Raw genomic sequence first — 13,871 nt, 5'->3', positions numbered from 1 at the left:
TTTTCATTTCGCCTGATGATGTCTGCACATCATATTATTCAAAAAAACGTTTTACCGCATCCAGCCAGGAGCTATGTTTCGGGTTGTGCTTTTCACCGCCCCCTTTCAGATCGCCCTCAAACTCTTGCAGTAATTCTTTCTGTTTTTTTGATAACTTCACGGGGGTTTCGATAATAACCCGACATAAAAGATCGCCGGTTGCACCACCACGAACTGACTGCACACCTTTACCTTTCAGGCGGAATTGCTGGCCAGTTTGCGTGCCTTCTGGAATCTTCAGATTGGCTTTGCCTTCCAAGGTCGGTACTTCCACTTCACCGCCCAATGCCGCAGTGACAAAACTCAATGGCACATCGCAAAATAAATTTGTACCATCACGAGTGAAGACATCATGTCGGCTGACTGACACTTCCACATACAAATCACCAGCAGGGGCACCGTGAGTACCCGCTTCACCTTCACCCGCCAGACGGATACGGTCGCCTGTATCGACACCAGCAGGGACTTTCACTTGCAGTGTTTTTTCTTCCTGAACCAGCCCCTCACCATGACAGTCTGGGCAAGGCTCTTTAATCATTTTACCTGTGCCCCGACAATGAGGACACGGCTGTTGCATGGTGAAGAATCCTTGCTGAATACGTACCTGACCATGACCACCACAGGTGGTACAGGTAACAGGCTGTGTGCCTTTCTTGGCACCACTGCCATCACAGGTGTTACATTCAACATTGACCGGAATACGTATCTTCGCCGTGGTTCCGGCAACGGCATCTTCCAATGACAAATCAAGACGGTATCTTAAATCAGCACCGCGATAAGCCTGCTGTCGGCCACCGCCACCACCGCCGAAAATATCATTAAATACATCACCAAAAATATCGCTGAAGCCGCCACTACTTCTGAATCCTCCACCCATGGATTGATCCACACCCTCATGACCAAACTGATCATAGGCAGCACGTTTTTGACTATCAGATAAAATTTCGTAGGCTTCTTTGGCTTCCTTAAACTTGGACTCAGCTTCAGCATCATCGGGATTTCTGTCCGGATGATATTTCATCGCCATGCGACGATAGGCTTTTTTGATTTCAGCTTCAGTCGCCGTGCGTGATAATTCTAAAACTTCGTAATAGTCTCTTTTGGCCATTATTCTTTTTCCCAACTACCTAAAACGACAAAACAGGCGCCGGAAATTCCTGACGCCTGTTTGCCATGCTCAACATAATCTCGTTAAAGATTATTTTTTGTTGTCGTCGTCAACTTCTTCAAACTCAGCGTCAACGACGTCATCACCTGCTTTTGCACTGTCGGCTTGACCTGCATCAGCACCGGCTTCTGCATTTTCTGCATAAGCACGTTCTGCTAACTTGCCAGCGACTTCACTTAAAGCGGTTGTTTTTGCTTCAATGTCGTCTTTGTCTTCGCCTTTAATCGCTTCTTGTAAAGCGGCGATCGCTGATTCAATTTTTGCTTTTTCATCAGCTTCAACTTTATCACCTAAATCTTTAAGTGATTTTTCTGTGCCGTGAATTAATGCATCAGCTTGGTTACGTGCAGTCACTAGCTCATGGAATTTACGATCTTCATCCGCATGCGCTTCTGCATCTTTCACCATTTTCTCAACTTCTTCATCAGATAAGCCACTAGACGCTTTAATCACGATAGATTGTTTTTTGCCTGTCGCTTTATCTGCTGCTGATACGTTAAGAATACCGTTAGCATCAATATCAAATGTCACTTCGATTTGCGGTGTACCACGTGGAGCAGGAGGAATATCTGCCAAGTCAAAACGACCCAGTGATTTATTCGCTGATGCCATTTCACGCTCACCTTGAAGCACATGAATGGTTACCGCGGGTTGATTGTCCTCTGCTGTTGAGAACACTTGATTCGCTTTTGTCGGAATCGTGGTGTTTTTCTCAACCAGTTTAGTCATCACACCACCCATGGTTTCAATACCCAGGCTCAGTGGCGTGACGTCAAGTAACAATACGTCTTTAACATCACCTGAAAGCACCGCTGCCTGGATAGCAGCACCCACTGCAACCGCTTCGTCAGGGTTCACATCACGACGAGGCTCTTTACCAAACATTTCTTTAACCGCTTCCTGCACTTTAGGCATGCGGGTTTGACCACCGACTAAAATCACATCGTTGATTTCAGATGTAGATAGGCCAGCATCTTTCAGTGCCATTTTACATGGCTCCATGCTGCGTGAAATCAGGTCTTCAACCAATGATTCCAACTTAGCACGTGTTAGACGCATTTCCATGTGTTTAGGACCTGATGCATCCGCGGTGATGTAAGGCAGGTTAATATCTGTTTGCTGGCTTGAAGACAGTTCGATCTTCGCTTTTTCAGCCGCATCTTTCAGACGTTGCAGAGCCAATGGATCTTTTGCCAGGTCAACACCTTGATCTTTTTTGAACTCAGCCACTAAATAATCAATGATGCGTTGGTCGAAATCTTCACCACCTAAGAAGGTATCACCATTAGTGGCTAATACTTCAAATTGGTGTTCGCCTTCAATATCCGCAATCTCAATGATTGATACGTCGAATGTACCACCACCTAGGTCATAAACAACAACGGTAGAATCGCCGCGTTTTTTGTCCATGCCGTATGCCAGTGCAGCAGCGGTTGGTTCGTTGATAATACGTTTAACTTCCAGACCGGCAATTTTACCCGCGTCTTTGGTTGCCTGACGTTGTGAGTCGTTGAAGTAAGCAGGCACAGTGACCACCGCTTCTGTGACAGGTTCACCCAGGAATTCTTCAGCGGTTTTCTTCATTTTCATCAGAACACGTGCTGAAATTTCAGGTGGTGCCATTTTTTTATCGTTAACAGACACCCAGGCATCGCCATTGTCTGCTTCAACGATTTTGTAGGGCACCATATCGATGTCACGCTGAACGACATCTTCTTTAAACTTACGGCCAATCAAACGTTTGATACCGTACAGTGTATTGTTTGGATTAGTGACCGCCTGACGTTTTGCAGACTGACCAACTAAGACTTCGTCATCTTTTGTAAAAGCAATGATTGATGGCGTAGTGCGATCGCCTTCGCTGTTTTCGATAACGCGTGCTTTGCCATCTTCCATCACTGCGACACAGGAATTTGTTGTTCCTAAGTCAATACCAATAATTTTTCCCATTTTTATACTCCATCAATCTTGTATCTTGCTGGCTATTTAAGCCGCCTTCGGATAAGTAATTGGGGGATAAAATTAAAATTTCAAGCCCCCGAATGTATTTTTATTGAGAGACCACAACCATTGCCGGTCGAAGTAAACGGCCATTGAAGCTATAACCTTTCTGCATCACGCTAATGACATGGTTGGCTTCAATGCCATCGGCAGGTTGCATAGACACAGCCTGGTGTAACTCAGGGTCAAACGGTTGGCCCACAGGATCAACCTGTTCCAAACCAAGCTTGCCAATATTATCGAGTAACATTTTCATGGTCATACTCATACCATCGCGAACTGCATCTAGCGTCGCTGATTCTGACTTAGCCGCATTTAAGCCAAGTTCAAGGCTGTCACAAATGGGTAAAAGCTCATTCACAAACTTATCTAAAGCGTGTTTATGGGCATTTTCCAGGTCCCGAGCATGACGGCGACGAACATTTTCCAGATCAGCACGAGCTAATAACACCTGGTTCCAGTTTTCTTCTGCTTGTTTTTGTGCTTCTTCCAACAACTGCTCTGTTGTTTTTTCTGTTTCTGATGATGCCTCAGTTTCAGCTTGCTCACTCGCTTCTACTTCTGGCTTTTCAATTTCTTCATTGCTCATGATGATGTATTCCGCTTTGCTTCTAACAGAACGTCAATCTGGGGGTAAAAAATTTGATTTCAAGGCGAAATTTAGATTTTGTTTAGATATCCCGATGAGCGTTGATTTATTTGCAAGCTATTTCGCCTTACTGGCGAGTCAGGGAAATATTCGCCACTTCCCTGTGACTCATCTGCAAGCAGGTTGCTTCGCAATTCAAAATCGTTCCCGACGATGTTTGTGCTTGCCCATTTCCCTAACAACCCTAAGGCACCCCAGCGTGCTGGCCTGCGGCTCCAGTGCGTTGCTCACTTTATCTGGCGTCTGGTTAAAACTTCCTTCGGTCAGGACCAATCATGATCCAGATAAACCTCCGCTACTCGTCAGCACAAACGAGGATTTGAAAAGCTCCCAACCTTCCCGTCTATTGCCGCTAAAAATTCACTGCATTTTGTGGATTAAGTGGACACCTGTTTGAGCGTAGCGACAAATTTGTCCGGAACAAATTTGGACGTCAGAGACGCCCGAAGGGTAAGCGACAGGGATGTCGCGAATCAGTTTTCGTCCACGCCATAAAATGCAGTGAATTTTTTGAGACAAGGCAATATCGGGTGCCCTTTTGTTTGGTTCGTTTATTTTGGACAAGCACAAATTCGTCTGGAACGAATTTGGACGCCGGAAGCGCCCAAAGGGTGAATGACATGGATGTCACGAATCCAATTAAATGAATGCCCCGCGGCAGCTTCGATACTTTAATTCAACGAGCGTGTTGGGTTTCGTTCCTCAACCCAACCTACAACCCTAAAAGTCTTAAAGACTATGATTCTCTCAACCAAACACATTCCCCACCACTACTTTTCTGCACTTTTTCTAACATCGCCTCATGCGCAGCAAGTTCTTCTTCCGAGGCTCGGATGACTTTGAGGTTTCTGGACTTCACAGTCGCAATCACTTCTTCAGCTTCGCTTCCTGATGGGGTTGAGGTTACCGTTTCCTCTTCATTAGCGGCCAGCAACATACTAACCTGGCCACCGGTCATTGCTAAATAAACGTCCGCTAAAATCTCAGCATCCAGTAAGGCCCCATGTAACTCACGGTTGGAGTTATCCACGTCATAACGTTTACATAAGGCATCGAGATTGTTTTTCTGGCCCGGATGTTTGTCCCTGGCCATTTTTAAAGTATCTAATACTGTGCAAAGCTTATTAACCCGGCGCTTTTCGCCGCTCAATTTTTTGAGCTCGTGATCAATAAAGCCAACGTCGAACGGGGCGTTATGAATAATTAACTCGGCACCTTCAATGAATTGCAAAAAATCTTCAGCGATATCTTCAAAGCTGGGTTTATCCGCTAAAAATTCATTGGTGATACCGTGAACCTCAATCGCACCAGCATCAATCTCACGATGAGGATTGATATATTGATGAAATGTTTGCCCGGTCAGGCGGCGATTAACCATTTCCACACAGCCAATCTCAATAATACGATGATCTTCAGCGGTGCTGATACCGGTGGTTTCGGTATCCAGAATCACTTGTCGTTTAACAACATTTTCTGCCATGGTGTCCTCTTATTTCTTAGCGGCTATTTGTTCTCTAGCGGCAACAGCTAATTGATCCGCGCGTTCGTTTTCAACATGTCCCTGATGACCTCTCACCCATTCCCATTTTACCTGATGAGGCGCTACTGCTTTATCAAGGCGCTGCCAGAGTTCAACATTCTTCACTGGTTTTTTTGCTGCTGTTTTCCAATTTTTGGCTTTCCAGCCTGTTAACCATTCGGTCATGCCTTTAATGACATACTGTGAATCCGTGGTAATGGTGACCTGACATGGGCGCTTTAATGCTTCAAGTCCGGCGATTACGGCCATCATTTCCATTTGATTATTCGTGGTATTTTTTTCGGCACCGGACAGTTCTTTTTCTTGTCCCTTTGCTCGTAATATCACGCCCCAACCACCTGGGCCGGGATTGCCACTACAGGCACCATCAGTAAATAACTCAACGTGGTCCATCTGTTCCTTCTCTTGTTATCGGCTTATTCACTAAGCCGGCTGACGGAAATAAATTCGGTTGACGCCAGCGTTGTTTAAGCGGGTTGAGCGGGATCGTTCTTTTGCATGCCACCACAATCGCCACGCCGCCAAAACATGGCCATAAACGTTTTCCCCAGCGCTCTAAAAAACGGCACCTATTTAACCAACTCGCTCGGCTAAATGGCGGTCTGAACATGACTTTATGGTGTTCAACCACTTCAAAGTTTAATAGTGCCAACCAATCCCTGATACGGGTTTGGGTAAAAAAATGACCATGCCAAGGCGCATTGTCCTGCCATGAAAACAAGCGGCGCAACCCCCACAAACTCCAGGGATTGAAACTGCATAAAATGACTCGACCGTCGGCGCCAAGAACTCTTTCTGTTTCCCGCAATACCTGATGCGGGTCATGGGCATACTCCAACACATGCAAAAGTAATAAATTATCTATACTGTGAGACTTGAAAGGCAGCGACTCAGCGCTGGCATTTAAATCACCCGTTGGGCCTACAATACTTGTTTTAATCGCTCGATTAGAGGGTGGAAACAAAGAATAATGACCACCTAATTGAACATAAAAATACCCGACTAGAGGATGATTGAGAGATGTCAGGGTATCCTGCTCATGTTGGACGAGCATCTCTCCCAGTGGACTATGCCACCATTGATTCAGTCGTCGTTGTTTGTTCTCATTCATACTGTGAGCCCATTAAAGGAGAAATCATGCTGAGTGTGCACAGAATTCCCGCATTTGAAGACAATTATATCTGGCTTATTCAAGCGCAAGGCACGAATAAAGTCATTGCCGTTGATCCAGGTGATGCGACGCCCGTTCTGAACACCTTAAGAGCCAAATATCTGGACCTTATTGCTATATTGATTACTCACCACCATGCCGATCATACTGCGGGCATTGTTGAGTTAACAAAAGACGTCGCCATTCCCGTTTATGGTCCTGCCAATGAAAACATAAATGGGGTGACTCATCCACAAACTGGCAGAGACACCATTGCTATCGACCCCGCATTTCCTGAATTTACTGTTTTAAATACACCAGGCCATACTCCCGGTCACATTAGCTATTTGGCTGAAGGAAAACTGTTCTGCGGTGATACGCTATTTGCAGCCGGCTGCGGACGCTTATTAGGTGGAACCGCAGAGCAATTACATTCCTCACTCAGCCATCTGGCAACCTTGCCTGCCACAACAGAAATCTATTGTGCTCATGAATACACATTAGCCAATTTACGTTTTGCTAAAGCAGTTGAGCCAGATAATACCTTGCTGATACAACGCTTTGAACAAACAGAAAAAGCTCGCCAGCAGCAGCAAGCTACCGTTCCCTCATTGATGCAAGATGAGCTGGCCACCAACCCTTTCCTGCGTTGTGAGTTAGACAGTATAAAAAAGGCGGCCGAATCCTTTTCCGGTCGCCCACTGGCAGATAGTCAGGCTGTTTTTACAGCATTAAGAGCTTGGAAAGATGCGTTTTAAGCGGCCTTTTCATCTTCTTTATCAAGATTATTAAAGTGAATGTCCATTTGTGGGTACGGAATAGAAATACCGTTTTCATCAAACGCTAATTTGATGGTTTCAATCAATTCCGAACGGACTAGCCAGTAATCATCGGCAGCCACCCATGGGCGCACGTCAAAATTCACACTGCTATCCGCTAATTCAGACACACGAATAACAGGAGCAGGATCTGCCATGACTTTTTCATGACCGGTGACAATATCAGTCAGTAATTTTTTCGCTTTGAGCAAATCATCGTCATAACCGATACCAAACACCATATCGATGCGTCGGGTATCTTTTGCTGAATAGTTAGTGATGGTATCGCCATAAATCAAACCATTGGGGACGATAACTTCACGGTTATCACCCGTCTTCATAATCGTATTGAAAATAGTGATTGTCTCAATGACACCTGCGGTACCTCCAGCTTCAACAAAATCACCAATTTTGAAGGGTCTGAAAAGGATAAGCATCACGCCGGCAGCAAAGTTTTGTAGTGAGTCTTTTAAAGCCAGACCAATCGCCAAACCTGCTGCACCCAGCACAGCGATCATCGAGGTGGTATCGACACCCAGTTGGTCTAAAGCAGCAATCAGTACGAATAATAATAAAATGGCGTTGGCAATGGTGCTAAAGAAATTAATCAGAATAGGATCAAGGTTTGCTCTGACCATCAGTTTGCGTGACATTTTTACCAGCCACTTGACCACTATACGACCGACAAAAACAATGATCGCAGCATAGAGAATATTGATCAGCCAGAATACAACAATACTTCCGGTTGCAGTTTCCATGTTAGTTCCTCTTTGATATGGATTGAATCACTTCTCGAATAAGCGTGGGGCCTTGATAAATCAGGCCACTATAAATTTGTACAAGGGATGCACCCGCATCCAACTTGGCTAACGCTTGTTGAGCAGACATGATTCCACCGGCAGCGATGATAGGCAAGTCATCATCAAGTGCTTCGCGGAAAAGTCTGACAATTTCCGTTGATTTTTCAAAAACAGGTGCACCGCTCAAACCGCCCGCCTCATCAGCATTCTGCAGGCCTGCTACCGCCTCACGATCCATCGTCGTGTTGGTGGCAATCACCGCATCAATTTTATGTTTATTGAATGCCTGTGCCAGTTGCGACACTTCATCAGTTGTCAGATCTGGCGCAACCTTCACGGCCATCGGTACATATTTGTTATGTTGTTCTGCTAAATCAGCCTGTGCCTTTTTTAAGGCTGATAACAAGCTGTCCAGAGACTCGCCAAACTGAAGCGTGCGAAGGCCTGGCGTATTTGGCGAGGAAATATTAATAGTGACATAGTCAGCGTGAGGATAAACCTTATTAAGACCTATTAAATAGTCATCTACCGCTTTCTCAACAGGGGTATCAAAGTTTTTACCGATATTAATACCAATTAAGGTTTTTGTATCCGCTGCTTGTACTTGCTGAATAAGATGATCCACGCCCAGGTTGTTAAAACCCATTCGATTGATAATGCCCTGTGCTTCAGGAATACGAAATAATCGCGGTTTAGGATTACCCGGTTGTGGTCGTGGTGTGACTGTACCAATCTCAACAAAGCCAAACCCGAGTGCCGACATCGCTTCAATGTGATCACCATTTTTATCCAGCCCGGCGGCAAGCCCGACGGCATTCGGAAACGTCAGACCCATCACGCGAACTGGCGTCATTTTCATCTTGCGAGTCATCAGCCATGACGCACCGGTCATTTCCAGCCAATCAAGACCAACTAAACCAAGATGATGGGCCTTCTCGGCATCAAGACGAAACATCAGATCTCGCATAATGCGGTAAAACATTTATACCTCCACTTCGATGTGATAACCGCTAAATTTGCGGAGATTAATAACACCGTTATCTAAAATCAGATACTGGCCTTTAATGCCATCCAACCGTCCTTCAACAGTTGCCGTTTTATCAAAATTAAATGAACTGACTTTTTTCGGATAGGCATTCACCGGGTATTCAATCGTTTGCACAGGCTCAGCTGTTAATACTTGAATAGCTGACTCGCCAAACTGTTGTTGCAGTAAGCTTATTTCACTCTCACACAAGGCTAATAATCGATCTCTTTCCGCAGCCAAATCAAGCGGTTCTGCTTCGCCTTTTAACATTTTCCGCCAGTCAGTTCGGTCAGATACATGCTGTTTAAACATCACCTCAACCAAGCCCGATTGATAACGGCTTTTTACCCGAAAAATAGGCACAGCCTGAGTGGCACCCTGATCAATCCACCGTGTTGGAATCTGATTAATACGGGTGATACCGACTTTTAAACCAGAACTGTTTGCCAGATACACAATATGGTCTTGCATACATACCGCTTCACCCCACTCCGGTTCACGGCAGGTGCCCTGATCATAGTGGCAAAGCTCTGGCTTCATAAAACACAAATCACATTGTGCTAACTTCTGCGAACAGGGAAAACAAAAGCCACCACTGAAACTTTTTTTCGTTAGACGATCGCAATTCAGACAATGGATTTCACCCTGATAGTGTAAGGAAATCGGCTGACCGATCACCTCATTTAAAGCGAATACTTGCTCATCGAGCTTCATTGCATAATGTGCTTGTCTATTGTTAGTCAGGCTGACCTGCATTTTGGACAATTGTCCGCTGAGCTTTGCCACTGAGTCTCCCTTTAATCTGAGTTTTTCTGCTGATCTTATCGTAGATAGGCTGTGGCCGACAGCCGCTATTCTTTGTTGTCCATATTTGGCTTTGGTTCATTATCTGTTACCAAACGAATCGGAAAAGGTTCTGTTACAGAACCGGTATATAGGGAACGATGTGGAAAAGGAATTTCTATCGATTCAGCGTCAAACGCTTCTTTGATTTCTTCATGAATACTGTTTTTGAGTTCAATAAAACTCTCACGCTTCACCCATACCGAAAACTGCATATTCAGCGATGAGTCGCCAAAGCCCAGAAACACAAATTTTGGTTTGGGCTCATCAAGGCAAAGTGGATTGGCCTCTGCCACTTTCTCCAGGACTTTTCTGACCGCCTTGATATCTTCTTTCAGCGCAACAGCAATACTTAAATCAATTCGTCTGATAGGAAAACGCGTCAATGTTGTGACTTCTGACTTAATCAATGTTTCGTTTGGAATGCGCACAAACAAATTATCAAAGGTACGTAATTTCACCGATAACAAATCGATAGAAAGTACTTCACCGGTGGTCTCCCCCACCTTGATTAAGTCACCGACAGAAAAAGGTCGCTCAGCGACTAAAAACAAACCACTGATAATATTGGAGGCCGATGTTTGTGAAGCAAAACCAATAGCAACGGATAACACCCCGGCGGCACCAATTAAAACGCCGAGGTTGAAACCGATCGCATTTAAGCCCATCACAACAAACACCAACAAAATCAAATACGACGCCACGCGTGCCATCAAAAGCTGTTGATGGGTATCAAAACGGTTTTTACTCCATTGACGAACACCTCGACTAGCCATCTTGGCCAGAATCAGCCCGACAATAAAATAAATCAGTGCTTCCGATGCAGAGATAAACCATTCTGCATTGAGACTGTTAAACCATTCCGTCATAACTTTTCACTCAACTAATTAACCAAATAAGGCTGAAATGGCCTTGGTAATTTTGCTACGCCCAATATCTTCTCTCGCAGGACACACCAGCTCAAGCTCGCTGAGTGCTAGTCCACCACTTATCACATCGTCCAAACTCAAAATCGCATCATCCTGATTACGCCTGACCAGCGTTATACGTGGCGTCCAGAATTGTCCTTGTTTATCGGCATATAAACTTAAATTAGGTGCCGGTACACTGATTTTATCCAGCGTTAACATTTGATCAGACTGATTCTGAATCCGTACCTCAATAGCGGCTCTCGCCTTGTTATTGGCAATGGGCTTTACATCTAATTGCTCACTCACTTGCGAGGCATAACTCAACACACCTTCACGCGTGTTAGGACCGAACCAGGAGTCACAGACTTTTACCGTTGGGATATCTAATAATGTCTGATCGGATTCACCAGTCGCTATCTTCAACCATAAAGGTAGACACACAAATAAAGTGACTTCCTGAAACGGCAATAAACTCACCGAAACCACTGGCCGACACACTACAGGACGGTCGGCTAACGCTGGCTGAATCACCATTTTCTCTGGAAGTTGAGCAAAAACAAAACGTTGCTCATGTTTAGGTGATGACTCAAAGGGACTGTTTTCATTTCTTAATGAAGGCTCAAATTGGTTTATATTTTGTTGCCATTCATAACCTGCCCACCATTGATGAGGCGCAGAACGAAGCCCAAGACAGACATCTGCACATCGCATAACCCATTGTGTTTCCTGGGGAAAATGAAAAACACCCCACCAGTTATTTAGCTGTTCAACCATCAGTAATTGCAACTTTTATAAATTATTCGGAGACAGGTAGAAAATCCTTGCTTATAATAGCGCGGATGTTTACTCGAAATATGATAAGAATAGCACTCGTATCGGTATTTACGTTACTTGTCGCTTCCTGTAGCAGCACCCCCGAAAAAGTCGTGGGGGCCTCGGCATCGCCGTCTGTTACGTATTCTAAAACGAAGCAAAAGCAGAAACATACTCCCTGGGAACAAGCATATAACGAATCCCTAGAAGAAAACGAAAACCCTCTATCCTCAGAAAACCCACCAATTACACTTCCTCCCCAAGACCCAACCGATGTTTGGGAACGCATTCGAAACGGCTTTGTCATCTCTGATTATAAGACGCTTGAGCCAGATACAGAACGTCAACTTCGCTGGTTTATTGATCATCAGGATTATGTCGCCAGGGTGGTGGAAAGAGCTAGACCTTACCTGTTTTACATTGTTGAAGAAGTCAAAAAACGTAATATGCCGATGGAAGTCGCCTTATTACCTGTTGTCGAAAGTGGCTTTAAACCCATGGCTTATTCGCCCAGCCATGCGGCAGGGTTATGGCAGTTTATTCCAGGCACTGGTGAACTTTATGGCCTGGAGCAGAACTGGTGGTATGACGGCAGACGTGACGTAGTTAAGTCAACACAAGCGGCACTTGATTATCTTGAAAAACTTCATAACGACTTTGGTGACTGGCAACTCGCTTTTGCTGCTTATAATTGTGGTGAAGGCACAGTCGGACGTGCTATTAAAAAGAATCAGGAACAGGGTAAACCGACTGATTTTTGGTCGCTCGATCTTCCCAAAGAAACGTCTGCTTACGTACCTCGCTTAATGGCTGTCAGCCACATGGTGAAATACCCTGAACGTTACGAACTAGAATTAAGCCCTATCGATAACAAACCGTTCTTTGGTCAGGTTAATGTTGGTTCACAGATCGATTTAGCGATGGCCGCCAAGATGGCAGGCATCAGCGAAAAACAGCTACACCAATTAAACCCGGCATTTAATCGCTGGGCAACAGCACCACAAGGCAACCATAAATTAGTACTGCCGCTGGAAAAAATTCCTACTTTTAAAACCGCCTTAGCAAAAATGCCTACTTCACAGCGAGTGCAATGGGCACGTCATGAAATTAAACGTGGTGAATCTTTAAGTATTATTGCCAGAAACTACGACACCACAGTCGATGTTATAAAACAAGCCAATAAACTCGGCACGACTCAAATCCGTGCAGGAAGAAATCTACTGATTCCGGTCGCCTCACATGACATCAGTAAATTGGCTTTGAATAAAGCACAGAAGAGTGTGTCACCTGAGAATGTCAAAAAAACGACTTATGTTGTGAAAGCGGGTGACACTTGGTGGGATATTGCCCGAAAAAATAACACCGATGTAAAAACGCTGACTCAACAGAATAATAAATCGGCCAAAGACATCCTGCGTGCAGGCGAAAAACTTGTCATCACTAGTGCTGCTGCAGATATCAGAAAGTCGGTCAGTTACACTATCAAAGATGGTGACTCACTCTGGGCAATCTCACGTAAATTTAATGTCAGTGTTGCTGATGTGAAAGAATGGAATGGTCTCAGTGATCGCTCAACTTTACAGCCAGGTCAGAGCTTAAAACTGTATATAGACGAAACCTGATCCGCTGTGCTTCATGTTGCTCTCTATGAGCCCGAGATTCCTCCCAACACGGGCAATATAATTCGCTTATGCGCTAATGCTGGTGCAGGCCTACACTTAATTGAACCGCTAGGCTTTGCTATTGATGATAAACGCCTACGCCGCGCTGGACTGGATTATCATGAGTTCGCTGATGTCCTTGTGCATAAGAACTTCGATGAGTTCTTAGCATGGAGCGGCAGCAGACGAATTTTTGCCTGCACGACAAAAGCCAGACAACATCATCATCAAGCCAGCTATCAAGATGAAGACATTCTGTTATTTGGCCCGGAATCACGCGGCTTGCCTGAAGACGTCCTCAATCAACTGAATGATAGGCAAAAAATACGCATACCGATGCTGCCTGACAGTCGAAGCCTTAATCTATCTAATGCAACGGCCATCATCTTGTACCAAGCATGGCAACAACTGGATTTTGCCGGTGCCAAACAGTTTGATAACAACTAAATAG

14 protein-coding genes are annotated in these 13,871 nt (G+C 44.9%); 3 read left to right on the top strand and 11 right to left on the bottom strand.

The annotated features are described in order from the left end of the window. Positions 1-34 precede the first annotated feature (34 nt). The 6 genes from dnaJ to QQL60_RS14075 all read right to left on the bottom strand — a co-directional run bounded on the left by dnaJ (position 35) and on the right by QQL60_RS14075 (position 6,508). Positions 35-1,147, bottom strand: coding sequence for a molecular chaperone DnaJ (dnaJ, locus tag QQL60_RS14100; protein ID WP_007144425.1), 1,113 nt, complete (start codon positions 1,145-1,147; stop codon positions 35-37). A 90-nt stretch (positions 1,148-1,237) separates the two neighbouring features. Beyond that, positions 1,238-3,157, bottom strand: coding sequence for a molecular chaperone DnaK (gene dnaK, locus QQL60_RS14095; RefSeq protein WP_284723672.1), 1,920 nt, complete (start codon positions 3,155-3,157; stop codon positions 1,238-1,240). A gap of 100 nt (positions 3,158-3,257) precedes the next feature. Then, complete coding sequence (gene grpE, locus QQL60_RS14090) at positions 3,258-3,797, bottom strand: nucleotide exchange factor GrpE (protein WP_007144423.1); 540 nt, start codon at positions 3,795-3,797, stop codon at positions 3,258-3,260. Between the two features lie 796 nt (positions 3,798-4,593). After that, positions 4,594-5,337, bottom strand: coding sequence for a DNA polymerase III subunit epsilon (gene dnaQ / locus QQL60_RS14085; RefSeq protein ID WP_284723671.1), 744 nt, complete (start codon positions 5,335-5,337; stop codon positions 4,594-4,596). A gap of 9 nt (positions 5,338-5,346) precedes the next feature. Beyond that, positions 5,347-5,790 carry a ribonuclease HI gene (rnhA, locus tag QQL60_RS14080; protein WP_273182999.1) on the bottom strand — a complete coding sequence of 148 codons (444 nt, stop codon included), beginning with the start codon at positions 5,788-5,790 and terminating at the stop codon, positions 5,347-5,349. Then, on the bottom strand, positions 5,777-6,508 hold the full coding sequence (locus QQL60_RS14075) for a class I SAM-dependent methyltransferase (protein ID WP_284723670.1): 732 nt from the start codon (positions 6,506-6,508) through the stop codon (positions 5,777-5,779). The genes rnhA and QQL60_RS14075 overlap by 14 nt, the downstream gene beginning before the upstream one ends. Positions 6,509-6,534: 26 nt before the next feature. Between QQL60_RS14075 and gloB the strand changes: the two genes are divergently transcribed. Beyond that, positions 6,535-7,305 carry a hydroxyacylglutathione hydrolase gene (gene gloB / locus QQL60_RS14070; protein ID WP_273182996.1) on the top strand — a complete coding sequence of 257 codons (771 nt, stop codon included), beginning with the start codon at positions 6,535-6,537 and terminating at the stop codon, positions 7,303-7,305. Here gloB and QQL60_RS14065 read toward each other — a convergent pair. From QQL60_RS14065 to QQL60_RS14045, 5 genes are all read right to left on the bottom strand, one after another. Further along, positions 7,302-8,123 carry a mechanosensitive ion channel family protein gene (locus QQL60_RS14065; RefSeq protein WP_273182995.1) on the bottom strand — a complete coding sequence of 274 codons (822 nt, stop codon included), beginning with the start codon at positions 8,121-8,123 and terminating at the stop codon, positions 7,302-7,304. The genes gloB and QQL60_RS14065 overlap by 4 nt on opposite strands. A 1-nt stretch (position 8,124) precedes the next feature. Continuing rightward, positions 8,125-9,147 carry a quinone-dependent dihydroorotate dehydrogenase gene (locus QQL60_RS14060; RefSeq protein ID WP_273182994.1) on the bottom strand — a complete coding sequence of 341 codons (1,023 nt, stop codon included), beginning with the start codon at positions 9,145-9,147 and terminating at the stop codon, positions 8,125-8,127. Continuing rightward, complete coding sequence (locus tag QQL60_RS14055; protein ID WP_414673462.1) at positions 9,148-9,948, bottom strand: DUF2797 domain-containing protein; 801 nt, start codon at positions 9,946-9,948, stop codon at positions 9,148-9,150. It lies immediately after the preceding gene. Between the two features lie 95 nt (positions 9,949-10,043). Beyond that, a complete protein-coding gene (locus QQL60_RS14050) occupies positions 10,044-10,904 on the bottom strand; it encodes a mechanosensitive ion channel family protein (RefSeq protein WP_273182991.1) in 861 nt (286 codons plus the stop codon). An 18-nt stretch (positions 10,905-10,922) separates the two neighbouring features. Next, entirely contained in the window at positions 10,923-11,720 is a 798-nt protein-coding gene (locus QQL60_RS14045; protein ID WP_273182990.1) for a DUF432 domain-containing protein, read from the bottom strand. Between the two features lie 80 nt (positions 11,721-11,800). Here QQL60_RS14045 and QQL60_RS14040 point away from each other — a divergent pair, with 80 nt between their 5' ends. Together QQL60_RS14040 and trmL are read left to right on the top strand one after the other, a co-directional pair. Continuing rightward, positions 11,801-13,381, top strand: a complete 1,581-nt coding sequence (locus QQL60_RS14040; RefSeq protein ID WP_273182988.1) for a lytic transglycosylase — start codon at positions 11,801-11,803, stop codon at positions 13,379-13,381. 6 nt (positions 13,382-13,387) lie between these two features. Beyond that, positions 13,388-13,867 (top strand): tRNA (uridine(34)/cytosine(34)/5-carboxymethylaminomethyluridine(34)-2'-O)-methyltransferase TrmL, encoded by a 480-nt coding sequence (trmL, locus tag QQL60_RS14035; protein ID WP_007144410.1) that lies wholly within the window; start codon positions 13,388-13,390, stop codon positions 13,865-13,867. The last annotated feature ends 4 nt before the right edge of the window (positions 13,868-13,871 follow it).

The organism is Methylophaga thalassica, assembly GCF_030159795.1.
GTDB lineage: Bacteria > Pseudomonadota > Gammaproteobacteria > Nitrosococcales > Methylophagaceae > Methylophaga > Methylophaga thalassica.
The sequence above is the reverse complement of the archived record's forward strand: the minus strand, read 5'-3'. Positions and strand labels throughout refer to the sequence as shown.